The sequence below is a fragment of the Ramlibacter sp. GS1-15 genome, assembly GCF_057785015.1.
On sequence record NZ_JBYNTU010000001.1, the window covers coordinates 1,572,293 to 1,589,268 of the forward strand.

General features: G+C 68.6%; 15 protein-coding genes and 1 pseudogene. 10 read left to right on the top strand and 6 right to left on the bottom strand.

All coding sequences use genetic code 11. The features are described 5' to 3' along the window. Nucleotides 1-14 precede the first annotated feature (14 nt). Genes AC3EF3_RS07935 through trxC form a run of 3 tightly spaced genes read left to right on the top strand, consistent with a single transcriptional unit; the run spans nt 15 to nt 1,426 of the window. A complete protein-coding gene (locus AC3EF3_RS07935; protein ID WP_488531611.1) occupies nt 15-593 on the top strand; it encodes a hypothetical protein in 579 nt (192 codons plus the stop codon). A gap of 57 nt (nt 594-650) precedes the next feature. Further along, nucleotides 651-971: a hypothetical protein gene (locus AC3EF3_RS07940; RefSeq protein WP_488531612.1), complete on the top strand. Its 321-nt coding sequence runs from the start codon at nt 651-653 to the stop codon at nt 969-971. 2 nt (nt 972-973) lie between these two features. Further along, nucleotides 974-1,426, top strand: coding sequence for a thioredoxin TrxC (trxC, locus tag AC3EF3_RS07945; RefSeq protein ID WP_488531613.1), 453 nt, complete (start codon nt 974-976; stop codon nt 1,424-1,426). Between the two features lies 1 nt (nt 1,427). Here the strand turns inward: trxC and thpR are convergent, their stop codons facing one another. After that, on the bottom strand, nt 1,428-1,946 hold the full coding sequence (thpR, locus tag AC3EF3_RS07950) for an RNA 2',3'-cyclic phosphodiesterase (RefSeq protein WP_488531614.1): 519 nt from the start codon (nt 1,944-1,946) through the stop codon (nt 1,428-1,430). 29 nt (nt 1,947-1,975) lie between these two features. Beyond that, nucleotides 1,976-2,572 (bottom strand): CDP-alcohol phosphatidyltransferase family protein, encoded by a 597-nt coding sequence (locus tag AC3EF3_RS07955; protein WP_488531615.1) that lies wholly within the window; start codon nt 2,570-2,572, stop codon nt 1,976-1,978. 140 nt (nt 2,573-2,712) lie between these two features. On the opposite strand from AC3EF3_RS07955, the gene AC3EF3_RS07960 reads away from it, so the two are divergent. Then, complete coding sequence (locus AC3EF3_RS07960; RefSeq protein WP_488531616.1) at nt 2,713-3,042, top strand: hypothetical protein; 330 nt, start codon at nt 2,713-2,715, stop codon at nt 3,040-3,042. Next, on the top strand, nt 3,030-4,283 hold the full coding sequence (locus AC3EF3_RS07965) for an MFS transporter (RefSeq protein WP_488531617.1): 1,254 nt from the start codon (nt 3,030-3,032) through the stop codon (nt 4,281-4,283). Before AC3EF3_RS07960 ends, AC3EF3_RS07965 begins: the two co-directional genes overlap by 13 nt. A 32-nt stretch (nt 4,284-4,315) precedes the next feature. Here the strand turns inward: AC3EF3_RS07965 and AC3EF3_RS07970 are convergent. Then, nucleotides 4,316-4,447, bottom strand: a pseudogene (locus AC3EF3_RS07970) (DUF2917 domain-containing protein); the annotation flags it as partial. 84 nt (nt 4,448-4,531) lie between these two features. On the opposite strand from AC3EF3_RS07970, the gene gcvA reads away from it, so the two are divergent. The 3 genes from gcvA to AC3EF3_RS07985 are packed head-to-tail and all read left to right on the top strand — an operon-like array spanning nt 4,532 to nt 9,776. Then, a complete protein-coding gene (gene gcvA / locus AC3EF3_RS07975; RefSeq protein ID WP_488531618.1) occupies nt 4,532-5,488 on the top strand; it encodes a transcriptional regulator GcvA in 957 nt (318 codons plus the stop codon). Nucleotides 5,489-5,499: 11 nt separating this feature from the next. After that, nucleotides 5,500-7,065 (top strand): alkaline phosphatase D family protein, encoded by a 1,566-nt coding sequence (locus AC3EF3_RS07980; protein ID WP_488531619.1) that lies wholly within the window; start codon nt 5,500-5,502, stop codon nt 7,063-7,065. After that, nucleotides 7,065-9,776 carry a 7TM diverse intracellular signaling domain-containing protein gene (locus AC3EF3_RS07985; protein ID WP_488531620.1) on the top strand — a complete coding sequence of 904 codons (2,712 nt, stop codon included), beginning with the start codon at nt 7,065-7,067 and terminating at the stop codon, nt 9,774-9,776. Before AC3EF3_RS07980 ends, AC3EF3_RS07985 begins: the two co-directional genes overlap by 1 nt. 167 nt (nt 9,777-9,943) lie before the next feature. Here AC3EF3_RS07985 and serB read toward each other — a convergent pair whose 3' ends face one another. Then, nucleotides 9,944-10,669, bottom strand: coding sequence for a phosphoserine phosphatase SerB (gene serB / locus AC3EF3_RS07990; protein WP_488531621.1), 726 nt, complete (start codon nt 10,667-10,669; stop codon nt 9,944-9,946). 13 nt (nt 10,670-10,682) lie between these two features. Next, nucleotides 10,683-14,126: a transcription-repair coupling factor gene (gene mfd, locus AC3EF3_RS07995; RefSeq protein WP_488531622.1), complete on the bottom strand. Its 3,444-nt coding sequence runs from the start codon at nt 14,124-14,126 to the stop codon at nt 10,683-10,685. A gap of 73 nt (nt 14,127-14,199) precedes the next feature. Here mfd and ispD point away from each other — a divergent pair, with 73 nt between their 5' ends. Then, the gene (gene ispD, locus AC3EF3_RS08000) at nt 14,200-14,901 is read left to right on the top strand and encodes a 2-C-methyl-D-erythritol 4-phosphate cytidylyltransferase (protein ID WP_488531623.1); all 702 of its coding nucleotides are present in this window, start codon (nt 14,200-14,202) and stop codon (nt 14,899-14,901) included. Between the two features lie 73 nt (nt 14,902-14,974). Then, nucleotides 14,975-15,451 (top strand): 2-C-methyl-D-erythritol 2,4-cyclodiphosphate synthase, encoded by a 477-nt coding sequence (gene ispF, locus AC3EF3_RS08005; protein WP_488531624.1) that lies wholly within the window; start codon nt 14,975-14,977, stop codon nt 15,449-15,451. A gap of 1 nt (nt 15,452) precedes the next feature. On the opposite strand, the gene AC3EF3_RS08010 is transcribed toward ispF, so the two are convergent. Beyond that, on the bottom strand, nt 15,453-16,916 hold the full coding sequence (locus AC3EF3_RS08010; protein WP_488531625.1) for a sensor histidine kinase: 1,464 nt from the start codon (nt 16,914-16,916) through the stop codon (nt 15,453-15,455). Nucleotides 16,917-16,976: the final 60 nt, after the last annotated feature.

The following is a 16,976-nucleotide window of genomic DNA, read 5'->3' on the forward strand; positions in this document are numbered from 1 at the left end:
CGCCCATGGGCCTGATGAAGAAGCTCTTCGCGAAGGGCGGCGGAGATACCCGCCCCGCCGGTTCGACCCAGTTCGGCAGCAACGAGGCGCCTTCCCCGGAAGAAAAGTCGAAGTCGCTCAATTCGGCGCGCCGCGACCTGGTGCGGCTGGTGCTGCGCGAAACCATGGCCAGGCACGGCATTCCCTCGGACTGGCTGGACTGCCGTGCCCTGTCGGCGCTCACGCGCGAGCAGAAGTCGGGCATGCACGTGCAGATCCTGGTTCGCAAGGCGGATCAGGAGCTGCTGCCCTATGTGCACGCATTCCAGCAAAGCTTCCGCGAGCAGCTGCTGGGAATGGACCGGACGGCACGCGAGTGGCTCTTCAGCATCGGCTGGGAGTTCTATGGCCCGGCCGCGCGGGGCTTCTCGCCGATGCCGGGCGCGCAATCCTGGGACGGCAATTCCCGATTGCAGGAGGGCAGCGCGCAGTCGCCCGAGATCGACGACGACGTGGCGAGCGACCTTCTGGCGCTGCAGGCGCTCATGTCCGGCCCCACGGATCCGGGGGGGCTGGTCGAAGCCCGGCCGCGCGAACCCAGGAAGACGGGCTGACCGGCACGGCGATACGCGGCTTCTTGCTTTTCCGGGGCCTGTCCCCAGTTGCGTGGCATGGACAACTCGCCCGTCATTTCCAAGAACCTGGTCGCCCTGGCCAAGATGCTGGAGCGGCTGGAACGCAGCCCGCAGGCCGTCGACGCGGACCAGTTCCGCTTTGTGGTCGACCACGTCAAGGCCGCACTGGAGAGCGCGCCGCGCGACGCGACGCTCGAAGCCGTGCTCGCCACTTTCCCGTCCACCGCCGAGGTGTACGAGAACATGCAGTACGAGCACGCGGGGCTGTGCCGCTCGCCGCTGGACCTCGCCACGAAGGCCGAGGTGGCTGCGCGCAGTGCGATCGAAGCGGCGCGCAGCGAGCCCAAGGCAGCCTGAAGATGCCGGCCGCCGCCACGCTGCACGTCGTCTGCCCGCATTGCCACACGACCAACCGTGTGCGACGCGAAGACCTGGCCAAGTCGCCCGACTGTGGCCAGTGCCACCAGGCGCTTTTCACCGGCAAGCCGGCGCAACTGGACGAGGCCGCGTTCGAGCGCCACACCACGCGCAGCGAGCTGCCGGTGCTGGTGGATTTCTGGGCGCCGTGGTGCGGACCGTGCCGCCAGATGGCCCCGGCTTTCGAGCAGGCCGCCGCGCAGCTCGAGCCGCAGGTGCGACTCGCCAAGGTCAACACCGATGAGGCGCAGGCTCTCGGTGCGCGCCTGTCGATCCGCAGCATCCCGACTCTTGCGCTGTTCGTGAACGGTCGCGAAGTGGCGCGCCAGCCCGGCGCGATGGGCACCGCCGACATCGTGCGCTGGGTGCGTGCGGCGCTGCCGCGCGGCGCCTAGCTCAGGCGCCGAAACGTTCGACGATCTCGTAGCCGCGGCCGCCGCCCACGGTCTGCACGAGCACGAACCCGTCCTTCGATTCCCACTGCACGTTCGCCACCTGCGCGGGCGGTTTCGCGCCGTAGGCGCGGCGCGCCAGCGTGACGTGCGGGCGCCAGGCGCGCTCCTCGGGCGGCATGTCGATGTTCGCCAGCGCGAGCCCGATGCGCGCATGCAAACCCCGCACGGCGGTCGGCACGTTGTCCGGCCGCAGCACCGCGATGCCCTGCGGCCACATGTCCACGCGGCTGAAATGCAGCGCAAACCGGGGCGAGGGAATCGGCTTGAGCACGTACTTCAGGTCCAGCACCCGCTGGGCCGGAACGTCGCCCAGGAAATGAAGCGTCACGTGCAGCCGCTGCGGCGCCACCACGGCCGCGCGCGGCGGCCACTCCCATTGCGATTGCCACTGCGCGATCTGCGCCCGGACCGGATCAGGCGGCCAGAGCGCGATGAACAGGCGCAGTGTGGGCGAATGCATTCACCCATTGTGATCTTTCGGTCCCGAAATTAGAACTTCGGGATTCGCAGCGTCTTGCTGATCATGAGGCTGCCCGAGAGCACATAGAGCAGCGCCAGCGGATGCAGCTCCCAGGGGCCCAGTGCAAGGCTGCCGCCCCACAGCGCGTCGCCGATGCGCTCCCGCCAGGCGGCCACGGCAAGGATCGCCGTGAGCACGACGCTGGTGGGGATGGGGGTGCCCTCGAAATACTTGACCTTGCCCGAATCGCCCGCGAGTTCTTCGGCCGTGACGTTGTAGCGTGCGAGGCGGCTCACGCCGCAGCACACGAAGTAGACCAGCGCTGCCGCATCCCAGCCGCCCTGCATTCCGGCGGCGAACCCGAGCGCGGCGGGCGCCACCCCGAACGAGATCACGTCCGAGAGCGAATCCAGCTCGCGACCCAGCGGCGAATGCTGGTGTCGCGCGCGTGCAATGCGGCCGTCGAGCACGTCGAGGACGAAGGCCGCCGGGGCGAGCGCGGCGGCTGCGAAGAAATGGACCGGCGCGCCGCTGGCCATGAACAACATCGCGAACAGCACCGCGCCCACGCCGCAGGCGGCATTGCCGAGGGTGAAGAAGTCGGCGAGGTGGAAGCCTCGCAACATGGAGAAGTGGCGAGGCGCGGCGCGATCCATACGGTCCACCTTAGGCGGGCAGCCACAGCGCGGCCGTCGGAGCCGCGCGCCCGGGACTGTCGGCAGCGTCCGACCCGCCGCTATAGTCGGCCCGGCAGGAGCCGCAGCGAGTGAAGACGAAAGGCGCGCATTACCACGTGTACGTGATCGAGCTGTCCGACCGCGTATGGAACGTGGCGCGCTTTCGCCGCGCGAACCCCGGCTGGCAGCTCGGCAAGCCCTTCGTCTATGTCGGCATGACCGGGCTCGACCCCGACCTGCGCTTCGACAAGCACAAGGCCGGCATCCAGTCGAACGGCTTCGTGCGCGACTACGGCGTGCGCCTGCTGCCCGATGTGTACGATCGGTTCAACCCGATGCGCTACGAGGAAGCGCGCACCATGGAAGTCGAGCTGGGCATCGCCTTGCGTGCGAAAGGCTGGGGGGTATGGCAGGCATGACGGGCATCGAATCGCGTTACGCCTGGTGGCGGCTGGTCGTCTCGCTCGCGCTGATGACGATCGGCGGCAGCGGGATGTATTCGGTGACGGTGGTGCTGCCGCGCATCCAGCAGGAGTTCGCGGTGGACCGCGGCTCGACCTCGCTGCCGTACACGCTGACGATGATCGGCTTCGGGCTGGGCGGGGTGATGATGGGGCGGCTGGCCGATCGCTTCGGCGTGCTGGTGCCGGTGATGCTGGGGGCGACCGGGCTGGGCGCCGGTTTCATCGCGGCGGGGCTGGCGCCGAACCTCCTGGTCTTCGACATTGCGCAAGGATTGCTGGTCGGGCTGCTCGGCACGTCGGCGACGTTCGCGCCGCTCGTGGCCGACACCTCGAAATGGTTCGACCGCCGCCGCGGCATCGCGCTCGCGATTTGCATGAGCGGCAACTACGCGGCGGGAGCGCTGTGGCCGCCGGTGATGCAGTTCTTCATCGACGCATCCGGCTGGCGCGCGACCTATGTGGGCATGGGTGTGTTCTGCACGCTCGCGATGCTGCCGCTCGCGCTGGTGCTGCGCCGACGGCCGCCGCCGCAGCCCGATGCCGTGCCCCACAGCGCGGCGGTGCATTCGGCCTCGCCGTCGCGACCGATGGGACTGAACCCAGGACTCGTGCAGGTCCTGCTGTGCGTTGCCGGCGTGTCCTGCTGCGTGGCGATGTCGATGCCGCAGGTCCACATCGTCGCGTACTGCAGCGACCTGGGCTTCGGCGCGGCGCGCGGCGCGGAGATGCTTTCGTTGATGCTCGGGCTGGGCGTCGTCAGCCGGCTGGCGTCGGGCTGGGTCTCGGACCGCATCGGCGGCCTGCGCACGCTGCTGCTCGGCTCGATCCTGCAGGGCATCGCGCTGCTGCTGTTCCTGCCGTACGACGGCCTGGTGTCCCTCTACGTCGTCTCGGGCCTGTTCGGCTTGTTCCAGGGCGGGATCGTGCCGGCGTACGCGCTCATCATCCGCCAGCACTTCTCGCCGGCCGAGGCGGGTGCGCGCATGGGCACGGTGCTGATGGCGACGCTGTTCGGCATGGCGCTGGGCGGCTGGATGTCCGGCGCCGTGTTCGATCTCACAGGCTCCTACCGCGCTGCCTTCATCAACGGCATCGGCTGGAACCTGCTGAACATGGCGATCGTGTCGTTCCTGCTGTGGAGCGCCTCGAGGTCGATGCGTGCAGCGCCAAGCGCGTACACGAGCGCGCGTGCGTGACGCGGCGTCTCGAAGGTCTCGCCCGCTTCCACCACGTAATCGGTCAGGTCGCCGTCGAGCGTGATCCAGACCGCGCCCGAGCGGCAGGCGATGTGCCAGCCGGCGGCATCGTCGATCGTGTGGACCTGGCGGGGGCAGAGCGAGAGGGTGAGGGAAGCCGGCATGGTGTTTCTCCGCTGGTATTCGCGCGTGGAATCACTATATTGGCCGGCGCCCCTCGGCACAAACGCTGATTCGGAATCCGTCGCATGCACCCAAGGAATGCGAAGCCGCCCGCCACCGCGGCCATCCCGCGCCAGGAGCTGCCCGCGCTCGACCTGCTGCGCAGCTTCGAGGCGGCGGCCCGCCACCTGAGCTTCACGCGCGCCGCCAGCGAGCTGTACCTCACGCAGTCGGCCGTGAGCCGCCAGATCCAGCAGGTCGAGGCGAGCCTGGGGGTGCCGCTCTTCGAGCGCCGCCACCGCTCGCTCGAGCTGACCGAGGCCGGCCGCATCATGCAGCGCGCCGTGGTCGATTGCCTCGAGCGCCTGCGCGACGCGACCACCCGCGTGCGCGCGCAGTCGGCCACCCGTCATGTGGCGATCACCTGCACGCCGGGGTTCGCCTCCCTCTGGCTGATCCCGCGGCTGGCGCGTTTCACCGAGCAGCATCCCGCGGTGGACGTGCGCATCTCGGCCACGTCGGAGATCCTCGACCTGCAACGCCAGCAGATCGACGTGGCGGTGCGCTTCGTGCCGACCCAGCAGGGCGAGGGCGCTCCGCTGTTCGAGGAATCGGTGCAGCCGGTCTGCTCGCCGAAGCTGGCGACGGACCGGCGGCACCCCCTGAAGAAGCCCGCCGACCTGGCGCATCACACGCTGCTGGCCGTGGACATGCCGGGCGGCGAGGCGCTCACCGTGGACTGGGAGCCGTGGATCCGCGTGATGGGGCTGGCCGAACTGCGCATGAAGAACAGCGTGCGCTTCACGCAGTACGCCGATGCTATCGGTGCCGCCGTCGCCGGGCAGGGTGTCGCGATCGGCCGGCTGCCTCTGCTGGCGGAGCTGCTGCGCGACAAGCGGCTGGTGGCACCCTTCGGCGGCGGTGCGGCGTCGCAGCGCGGTTACTACATCGTGTTCAGCGAGTCGGGACGGCGCAACCCCGATGCGCAGGCCTTCGCAGGCTGGCTGCGCGCCGAGGCGGAATCCGCGCGCCAGGCGCTATAGTGGCCCGGCCTATGCCGAACCGTGACACGCTCGATCGCCGCGCGATCCTCCAGCTCGCGCTGGCCACCGCAGGCGCCGCCTGGCTGCCGCGCAGCAGCTGGGCGCAGGCCCGCTTCACGTCCAACCCGTTCGCGCTGGGTATCGCCAGCGGCTCGCCGCTGCAGGATTCGGTCGTGCTCTGGACGCGCCTGGTGGGCGAACTGCCGGCGCAGCCCGTCACGGTGCGCTGGGAGATCGCCGACGACGAGGCCTTCACGCGCGTCGTGCAGCGCGGCGAGCAGCAGGCGCTGCCGGAGCTCGCGCATTCGGTGCACGCGGAAGTCGGCGGGCTGGCTGCGGACCGCTGGTACTTCTACCGGTTCATCGCCGGTGATGCCGTGAGCGCCGTGGGGCGCACCCGCACGATGCCTGCACCGGATAGCGCGGCGTCGCGCCTGCGCCTGGCGTACGCGTCGTGCCAGCGCTGGGAGCACGGCTACTTCAGCGCCTACCGGCACATGGTGAAGGAGGACCTGGACCTGGTCCTGTTCCTCGGCGACTACATCTACGAATACCCGGGTGCGTCGAACGCGGTGCGCATGCCCACGGGCGGCTGGGTGGTCACACTCGAGGATTACCGCGCGCGCCACGCCCTGCATCGCAGCGAGCCCGAGCTGCAGGCCATGCACGCGGCCTGCCCGTGGCTCGTCACCTGGGACGACCACGAGGTGCAGAACGACTATGCAGGCCTGGTCGCGGGCGACAGCGGCCCGGGCGTTGCGGATTTCGCGGCGCGCCGCGCGGCCGCCTACCAGGCCTTCTACGAACACATGCCGGTGCGCGCCTCGGCGCTCACGCGCGGCATCACGGGCCTCATCTCCGGCGCCGAGACTCGCCTGTACTCCCAGCAGCGCTTCGGGCGCCTGGCGAACATCGTGCTGCTCGACGACCGGCAGTACCGCGACGACCACGCCTGCAACGTCAACGGCAAGCTCGGCTCGAGCACGATCGACCCGCGAACCTGCGCGATCTGGGAGGACCCGAAGCGCACCTTGCTCGGCGCGGCGCAGGAGCAGTGGCTCGACGGCACGCTGGCGCAAGCGGGGGCGACGTGGACGATCTTCGGGCAGCAGACGCTCTTCGGCCAGCGCGACTTCAAGGCGGGTGAAGGGCGCATGCTCTGGAATGACGGCTGGGACGGCTATCCCGCCGCGCGCCAGCGCTTCACCGCGACGCTGCAGCGGCGCAGCGTCGCGAACCCGCTGCTGCTGGGCGGTGACGTGCACGAGAACTGGGTCGGCCACGTCAAGGCGGACTACACCAGGCCCGACAGCGCATCTGTCGGCATCGAGCTGTGCGGCACCAGCATCACGTCGCGCTCCGCGGGCAACCAGCGCATCGCCGGGGTGCTGCCCGAGAACCCGCATTTCATCTTCGCCGATTCGGAGCGCAAGGGCTACGGCGTCGTCGAGCTCACGCCCGCGCGGATGAACGTGAAGCTGCGCGTGGTCGACGACGTGACCCGGCGCGACACGAAGATCGAGACGCTCGCGAGCTTCGCGGCCGAGGCCGGCCGGCCGCGCATCGAAAGGACCTGATGCTCCGCGCGTGGCTGCTGCTCCTGTTCGCGCTGGCGGGCGGCGCCGCACTCGCGCAGCCGGGCGTGGTGGACGTGCGCGGGGCGCAAAGCTACCCCCTCGCGAAGGCTTTCCTGTTCCTCGAGGACGAGAGCGGCAAGCTCACGCTCGACGACGTGCTGAAGCCGCAACTGCAGTCCCGGTTTCGGCCGGTGTCGGCCGACGGGCCGGGCGCGAATTTCGGCATCACGCGCTCCGCGATCTGGCTGAAGGTGGTGCTGCGCAACGCGGGCAGCGCGCGCCCGGACTGGCTGTTCGAGATCGCCTACCCGCCGCTCGACCGCTTCGAGTTGTATTCGCCCGGCGGCGCGGGTTTCCAGAAGCACGTGGGCGGCGACCTGTACCCGTTCGACCAGCGCGCCGTCCCGCATCGCAACCACGTCGTGCCGCTGCACCTGGAGCCCGGGCGCGACAACGTGCTGTACCTGCGCATCGAATCGGAAGGCACCGTGGCCGCGCCCGCGACGCTGTGGCAACCGGAAGCGCTATGGCAGCACGACATGGCGAACTATGCGGCGCTGAGCCTTTATTTCGGCGTGCTCGTCGGGCTGTTCCTGTACAACCTGCTGCTGTTCGTCTCGGTGCGCGAGGCCGCTTACGCGCTGTACGTGATCTTCGTCGGCTGGATGGGCATCGGGCAGGCGGCACTCACCGGCCTGGGGGCGCAATTCCTGTGGCCCGAATGGACCTGGTGGAACAGTGTCTCGTCCCCGGTCGGGCTCGGGTTCTCGGCGATCTTCGGCACGCTGTTCGCACGCGACTTCCTCTCGAGCGCGCAGCGCTTGCGCGCCATCGACAAGTGGCTGCTGACGCTGCTGGCCGGATGGGCGCTGGAGGTGCTTGCGGCGGTCGCACTGCCGTACCGGGTCTCGACCTACATGGCGACCGTGCTCGCGGTCGTGAGCGTCGTGACGCTGGTGGTGATCGGCGTGATCAGCGTCAAGCGCGAATTCGCCGGCGCCCGCTACTTCTTCCTCGCGTGGACGGTGCTGCTGGTCGGCGTGGTCACCCTTGCGCTGCACAACACGGGTCTCCTGCCGTCGAACGCCGCGACGTCCAACGGCCTGCTGATCGGGTCGGCGCTGGAGATGGTGCTGCTGTCGTTCGCGCTGGGCGACCGCATCAACGTCGCGCGCCGCTTCAAGGAGGCGGCGCAGGCGCGCATCGCTGCCGGCCACGCCATGGTGCAGGCGCTCAGCCACTCGCAAGGCCACCTGCGCAGCGTGCTCGAAGAGCGCGAGACCATCCTGCAGAACTCGATCGTCGGCATCGCGTTCCTCACGCACGCCGGGCGCCTGCGCTGGGCCAACCGCGCGATGCTGGACATCTTCGGCATCGAGGGCCGGCCGGGCGCTTCCATGGAGCGCCTGTACATGTCGCGCGAGCAGTACCTGAGCATCGGGCAGGTGGCCACGGCGGCGGTGTCCCGCGGCGAGGTGTACGAAGGCGAGATGCAGATGCGCCGCGTCGACGGCACGCCCATCTGGGTGATGCTCTCGGGCAAGGCCGTGAACCGCGACGACATCACGCAGGGCACGGTCTGGGTGATCATGAACATCACGCCGCGCAAGGAGCTCGAGGCGCAGCTGCACAAGACCAGCTCGGAGCGCGAGGCGATCCTGAACAGCGCGCCGGTGGGCATCGTGCTTTCGGTGAACCGCCGCCACGAATGGGTGAACGACCGGTTCGCGCAGATGCTCGGCTACCCGAAGCAGATCCTGATCGGCCAGTCTTCCATGTACCTGCACGCGGACATCGACGCCTGGGAGCGCTTTGGCGAGGTGGCGCGCACGGCGCTCACGGCGACCGGCTCGTACAGCTGCGAGCTGCAACTGCGCCGCCGCAACGGGGAGACGTTCTGGGTGGAGATGGGCGGCAGCTGCATCCGCCCGAACGATCCGGATTCGGGCGTGATCTGGACCTTCCTCGACATCACCGAACGCAGGAAGTCGGAGAGCGAGGTCCGCGAGGCGCTGGAGCAGCAGAAGGCGCTGAACGAACTGCGCAGCCGCTTCGTCGCCATGACCAGCCACGAGTTCCGCACGCCGCTGGCGGCGATCATGTCGGCCGAGGAGCTGCTGCGCCATTACGGCGACCGGATCGCGCCGGCCGAGCGCAACGAGATCCTGGACAGCATCGCCGGCGGCGTGCAGCGCATGTCCCGCATGATGGATCGGGTGCTGCTGCTCGGCAAAGCGGATGCCGGCATGCTCGACTTCCAGCCGCAGCGCATCGAGCTCGCGCCCTTGTGCGAGCAGTTCGTCAATGAAGCGCGCGCGCAGCAGCCGCAGGACCCGAGCGAGGTGAAGCTCTCGATCGCCGAAGACGCCCACGAAGGCGATTACGACGAGAAGCTGCTGCGGCACATCTTCAGCAATCTCCTGTCCAACGCGCTGAAGTATTCGCCCGAAGGCGGGGATGTGCGCTTCGAGGTGCGCCGCGAGCAATCAGCCACCGTGTTCGAGGTCGCCGACAAGGGCATAGGCATTCCGCCCGAGGAGCTTGGACACCTGTTCGAATCCTTCCACCGCGCGAGCAATGTCGGCACGATCCAGGGCACCGGTCTCGGCCTTGCGATCGTCAAGAACGCCGTCGAGATGCACGGCGGCGCGATCGAGGTGAAGAGCAAACTGGGCGAGGGGACGACGTTCCGGGTGAGCCTGCCGTCGTAGCTGTTTGTCATTCCGGCGAAGGCCGGAATCCAGTGTCTTTGCTGGTGGATATGCCACCGGGGGCTCGCGTCAGGCGGTGCCCGTCAGTCCTCATCCAAAAATCGGCCAGCCGGGCACCTTCAAACGACGCGATGGTTGTCGCGAGCGTGTCCCGGATCCGCATGACATCACTTCAAGACTTCGAGCAACCGGTCCAGCCCGCCCTCGTTGATCTGCACCATCGCCTGCTCGCGCACCTTCGGCTTGGCGTGGTAGGCGACCGACAGGCCGGCTTCGCCCATCATGGGCAGGTCGTTGGCGCCGTCGCCCATCGCGATGGCCTGCCTGGGCGAGATGCCGAGTTGCGCGCAGGTCTGCAGGAGCATCTTGCGCTTTTCCGCGCCATCGCAGATGTCGCCCCAGTCCTGGTCGACCATGCGGCCGGTGAGCTGGCCGCAGTTGGGCCCGGATTCGATCTCCAGCACGTTCGAGCGGGTGAAGTCGATGCCCAGCTTGTCGCGTACGCGGTCGGTGAAGAAGGTGAAGCCGCCCGAGACGAGCAGCACCTTCATCCCGGCGGCCTTGCAGGCGCGCACGAGCGTGTCCGCGCCGGGATTGAGCTGCAGCCGCTCGACGAACACGCGCTCCAGGTCCGCCACGGTCGCCCCGCGCAGAAGCCTCACGCGCCGACGCAGGCTGTCCTTGAAATCCGCGATCTCGCCGCGCATGGCGGCCTCGGTGATCGCCGCGACCTCGTCCTTCACGCCGACCATGTCGGCGACCTCGTCGACGCACTCGATGTTGATCAGCGTCGAATCCATGTCGAACGCGATCAGCCTGAACTGCGAGATCGGCAGCGGCGGCATGAAGCCCCGCACCACCAGGCCGGGAGCGATTTCCTTGGCGTCGGTCATGCGCCGGATTTTCTCACGCGGGTTGCGCCACCTTGGGCTGCCCCAATGAGCGAAGCACGTCGCGCACCATCTGCGCCCGGTCCTTCACATCGACCAGCGATTTTTCGATGCGCAGCTTCTCGTTGCCGGCCAGCTTGATGTGCTTGTTCTTCTGCACGAGCTCGATGATGCGCATCGGGTCGACCGGCGGGTTCGGCTTGAAGGTGACGTGGATGACGCCCGGCGCCGCATCGACCTTCACCACGCCGTAGGGCCGCGCCAGCACGCGCAGGCGGTGCACGTCGATCAGCGTCTGCGCCTGCGGCGGCAACTTGCCGAAGCGGTCGACGATCTCCTCCAGCAGCGTGTCGATCTGGTCCGTGGTCTTCGCCGTGGCCAGGCGCTTGTAGAACGACAGCCGCAGGTGCACGTCGCCGCAGTAGTCGTCGGGCAGCAGGGCCGGCGCGTGCAGGTTGATCTCGGTCGTGACCGACAGCGGGGCGAGCAGGTCGGGCTCCCGGCCGGCCTTGAGCGATCGCACGGCCTCGCCGAGCATCTCGTTGTAGAGCTGGAAGCCGACCTCCAGCATGTTGCCGCTCTGGTTTTCGCCCAGCACCTCACCCGCGCCGCGGATCTCGAGGTCGTGCATCGCGAGGTAGAAGCCCGAGCCCAATTCCTCCATCTGCTGGATCGCGTCCAGCCGCTGCTCCGCCTGTTTCGTCAGGCTCTCCTTGTCCGGCACCATCAGGTAGGCATAGGCCTGGTGGTGGCTGCGGCCGACCCGTCCGCGCAGCTGGTGCAACTGCGCGAGGCCGAACTTGTCGGCGCGCGTGATCACGATCGTGTTGGCCGTGGGCACGTCGATGCCGGTCTCGATGATGGTCGAGCACAGCAAGAGGTTGTAGCGCTGCGCCACGAAATCGCGCATCACGCGCTCGAGCTCGCGCTCGGGCATCTGGCCGTGCGCGACCGCGATGCGCGCCTCGGGCAAGAGTTGCTCAAGCCGCTCGCGCCGGTTCTGGATGGTTTCGACCTCGTTGTGCAGGAAGTACACCTGGCCGCCGCGCTTCAGTTCACGCAGCACCGCCTCTCGGACCACGCCGTTGCTCTCATTGCGCACGAAGGTCTTGATCGCGAGCCGCCGCTGCGGCGCGGTGGCGATCACCGACAGGTCGCGCAGGCCTTCCAGCGCCATGCCCAGCGTGCGCGGGATCGGCGTGGCGGTGAGCGTGAGCACGTCGACCTCGGCGCGCATCGCCTTGATCTGCTCCTTGTGGCGCACGCCGAAGCGATGCTCCTCGTCGATGATGAGCAGGCCCAGGTTCTTGAACTTCGTCGTTTCCGAGAGCAGCTTGTGCGTGCCGACCACGATGTCGACACTGCCGTCGGCCAAGCCCTTGAGCGTGGCGTTCACCTCCTTGGTGGAGCGGAAGCGCGAGACCTCGGCCACCTTCACCGGCCATTTCGAGAAGCGGTCGACCAGCGTCTGGTAGTGCTGCTCCGCGAGCAGCGTGGTCGGCGCGAGGAACGCGACCTGCCGGCCGCCGGTGACCGCGATGAAGGCGGCGCGCAGCGCGACCTCGGTCTTGCCGAAGCCGACGTCGCCGCACACCAGGCGGTCCATCGGGCGGGGCGACACCATGTCCTGGATCACGGCGTGGATCGCTGCGTTCTGGTCGGCAGTTTCCTCGAAGCCGAAGTCGTTGGCGAACGCCTCGTAGTCCTGCGCCGAGAAGCGGAAGGCGTGGCCTTCGCGCGCGGCCCGGCGGGCATAGATGTTGAGCAGCTCCGCGGCGGTGTCGCGCACCTGCTCGGCCGCCTTGCGCTTGGCTTTCTCCCACTGGCCGGAGCCGAGCTTGTGCAGCGGCGCTTCTTCCGCCGACACGCCCGTGTAGCGGCTGATCAAATGCAGCTGGCTCACGGGGACGTAGAGCGCCGCCTTGTCCGCGTATTCGAGATGCAGGAACTCGGTGTTGCCTTGCCCGAGGTCCATGTTCACGAGGCCCCGGTATCGCCCGATGCCGTGCTGCGCGTGCACGACCGGATCGCCCACGTTCAGCTCCGACAGGTCCTTGATCAGCGCCTCGACGTCGCTGACCTGCTCCTGTTTCTTGCGGCGGCGCGCGCTGGGCGCGGCGGCGAAGAGCTCGGTCTCGGTGACGAGGTCGATGCCTTCCTCGAGCCAGGCGAAGCCGACGTTCAGCTCCGAGGTGGCGATGCCGATCTTCTCGTCGCTTTGCTGGAACTCCGCCAGCGAATCGAAGGCGGGCGGCGAGACATGGCTCGCGCGCAGGAAGTCGAGCAGGCTTTCGCGCCGGCCTTCGCTTTCGGCGAGCACCAGCGCTCGATGCTGCGTGTTGCGCAGGTGCTCCTTGAACTTCGCCAGCGGGTCCTCGGCGCCGCGCACGACGGCGATGTTGGGCAGCGCGTCGAACTCGGGGTGGACGTGCGGGTCGTCGCTCGGGCGCATCGCGAGCTGCGCGTGCTCGTTGGCGCGGGCATAGAACTGCTCGCTGGTGAGGAACAGCGCCTCGGGCGGCAGCGCCGGCCGGTCCGGGTCGCCCTGCACGAGGCGGTAGCGCTCGCGCGTGTCCTGCCAGAAGCGCTGGAACGCGGGCTCGATCTCGCCATGCAGGACGAGTGTCGATGCGGCACCGAGGTAGTCGAACACCGTCGCCGTCTCGTCGAAGAAGAGCGGCAGGTAGTACTCGATGCCCGAGGTGGCGACGCCGTTGCCGATGTCCTTGTAGATGCGGCTCTTGGTCGGGTCGCCCTCCAGCAGCTCGCGCCAGCGGCGGCGGAAACGCGCGCGCGCATCCTCGTCCATCGGGAACTCGCGGCCGGGCAGCAGGCGCACCTCGGGCACGGGGTACAGGCTGCGTTGCGTGTCCGGGTCGAACGTGCGGATCGAATCGATCTCGTCGTCGAACAGGTCGACCCGGTAGGGCACGCTGGAGCCCATCGGGAACAGGTCGATCAGGCCGCCGCGCACGGCGTATTCGCCGGGGCTGACGACCTGCGTGACGTGGCTGTAGCCGGCCAGCGTGAGCTGCGCTTTGAGTTTCGCTTCCTCCAGCTTCTGCTTGACCGCGAACTCGAAGGTGTAGCCTGCCAGGAAGGCCGGGGGGGCCAGGCGGTAGAGCGCCGTCGTCGCGGGGACGAGCACCACGTCCACATCCGACTGCGAGATGCGCCACAGCGTGGCCAGCCGCTCGCTGATCAGGTCCTGGTGGGGCGAAAAACTGTCGTAAGGCAGCGTCTCCCAGTCCGGAAAGAGCGCGCAGCGCAGGTCGGGCACGAAGAATGCAAGTTCGGCCATCAGGCGCTGCGCATCCGTGGCATTCGCCGTGACGATGGCCGTGAGCTTGCGGCCGGCTTTCTGCTGATGCGCAAGGCGGGCCAGCCACAGCGCGTCTGCTGAGCCGGGAGGGCGGGGCAGCGTGTAGCGCTTGCCCGCAATGAGCTTGGGAAGTTCCATCAAGTGCAAAAAATGGGAAACACCCCGCGCCTCGAAAGGGTGGGGTGTATCGTGCGATTCTAGAATGGACGATATGGCAACGAGTGACAGCAAACTCAATCCCCGCTTCTATGCGCTCGTGCCCTGTGCGGGAACGGGCAGCCGTGCCGGCACAGCCGGCCCCAAGCAGTACGAACGCATCGTCGGACAACCCCTGGTCTGGCACACACTGGCCGCGCTCGCCGCGGTCAAGCGCATCTCGCGCACGCTGGTCGTCGTCGCACCCGGCGACGGCTTCTTCGAACGCAACCCGACATCGGCGCTGGTCGTCTCCAGTGGCGGCGCGACGCGCGCGCAGACGGTGGCCAATGGCCTCTACGAGCTGCGCCGCGTCGGCGCGACCGAGAACGACTGGGTGCTGGTGCACGACGCCGCGCGTTGCCTCGTCACGCCGGAGCTGGTCGATTCGCTGATCGACGAATGCCAGGGCGACGAGGTCGGCGGGCTGCTCGCGATCAAGGTGCCCGACACGATCAAGCGCGAGGAGGGCGGGCGCGTGGCCGAAACGCTCCCGCGCGACGACAAGTGGCTCGCGCAGACGCCGCAGATGTTCCGCATCGGCATGCTGATGCACGCCCTGGAGAAGGTGGGCAACGGCGTCACCGATGAAGCCACGGCGATCGAGGCGCTGGGCCTGAAGCCGAAGCTGGTGACGGGCGGCGCGCACAACTTCAAGGTGACCTGGCACGACGACTTTGCCATCGCCGAGGCGGTGCTCAAGGCGCGCGCTAGATGAACGCAGCGCAGAGCCGCCTCAAGCAAGTTCGCGCCCCCTCGGGGGGCAGGCGCATCGCGCCGTGGGGGCCCACATGAAGCTGCGCATCGGCGAAGGCTGGGACACGCACGCGCTCGTGCCGGGGCGCAAGCTCGTGATCGGCGGGATCGAGGTTCCCTACGAGCGCGGGCTCCTCGGCCACTCCGATGCGGACGTGCTGGCGCACGCCATCACCGACGCGCTGTTCGGCGCCGCGGGGCTGGGGGACATCGGCCGCCACTTCCCCGACAACGACGAGCGCTTCAAGGGCGCGAACTCGATCCTGCTGCTCACCGAGTGCGCGCGCCGCGTGCGCGAGGCGGGCTGGGAGATCGCGAACATCGACAGCACCGTGATCGCGCAGGCGCCGAAGCTCGCGCCGCACATCGCAGCCATGCGCGAGCGCCTGGCGCAGGCACTGCGGCTTGCGCCCGCGCAGGTGAACGTGAAGGCGAAGACGGCGGAAAAGCTCGGGCCCGTGGGGCAGGGCCTCTCGATCGAGGCGCGCGCGATCGCCCTGCTGGCCGCCTAGGTCAGGACTCGAAAGCGGGCTCGTCGCGCGGAGTCTCTTGCTTCGGCGGCAGCGGCGGCAGGGGCTTGGCCCGCTGCAGCTTGATGTGCGCGGCCAGGCCTCCCGACGTGGTGTTCGACAGGGCGAAGATGCCGCCCATGCGTTGCACCGTCTTGTCCACGATGGCCAGTCCCAGGCCCGCGCCCGTGGCCGCGGTGCGGGCCGCGTCGCCCCGGAAGAAGGGCTTGACCAGGTTGGGCAGCGCCTCGGGGGCGACGCCCATGCCGTGATCGCGCACCTTGAGCAGCACCCACTCCTGGCGCGCCTTCCCGGCGATGTCGACGACCGCGATGCCCGTCTCGGGTGTCTTGCCGTAGCGCCGTGCGTTTTCCAGCAGGTTGGAGATCACGCGCGCGAGTTCGACCTCGTCGGCCATCACGTACAGGCCCTTGGCGACATCGAGGTTGATCTTCATGTCGCCCTGGTCCTGCACGGCGTACAGGCAGGCCTCGATCACGTCGTTGAGCAGCACGGGCTTGAGCTCGGCATGGTCGGGCCGCGCGTAATCGAGGAACTTGTCGATGATCGCGTCGAGCTGGTCGATGTCCGCCGCCATGTGGTTGCGCGCGTCCGGGTCCACCACGCTCATTTCGGTCTCGAGCCGCAAACGCGCGAGCGGCGTGCGCAGGTCGTGCGAAATGCCGGCGAGCATCACGGCGCGGTCCTGCTCGATCTTCGCGAGCTGCTGCGCCATGCGGTTGAAACCGATGTTGACCTCGCGGATCTCGCTGGTCACGGCCTTCTCGTCGAGCCGGCTGGCGTCGAAGTCTCCGTCGCGCACGCGGCTGGCGGCGAATGACAGCTGCTTGAGCGGCCGGTTGATCAGCCGCGCGATGACGGCCGCGCCGGCGAGCGACAGGCCCGCCGCGGTGATCAGCCAGATGAGCCAGGTGCGCCCGCCCACCGCCGTGAGGCGCGAGCGGTCCAGCAGCATCCAGTACTGGTCCTGCTCGATCCTGAAGCCGATCCACAGCCCCTGTTCGGCATTGACGCTGGAGGCCATCACCGTGCCGGGCCCGAGGCGCGACATGAGCTCTTCCATCACGCGCGCGTCGAGCTCACCCGTCATGAACGTGGCGTAACGATCGGTGGGCTCGCGCGGCACGATGCGCACGCCTTCCTGGTCGGCCAGGGTCTTGATCAGCGAAACGCGCGCGATCGCATCGGAATGGACCAGCGCCGCGCGGCTCAGGTTCACCAGCGACGCGATCTGCTGGGCCGTCTGCACGGCGCGCGGTTCGAACTCGAGGGCGCGGAAGGTCTGCAGCCAGGCGACGATGGAGCCGACCAGCAGGAGCGAGAGCAGGAAGAAGGTGCGCCAGAAAAGGGACAGGCCCAGCCGCGGACGCATATCGATCGGCGCCGGTGCCGTCTCGAGCGGAGCCGGACCGGTGACGTCGATGCTGGTGGTGACTCCGTGGATCAAGCTTGTGTCCCCTGTATCGCTACTGCTGCTCCCCGATTATTGTTGTTTCCGGCGGGGGCG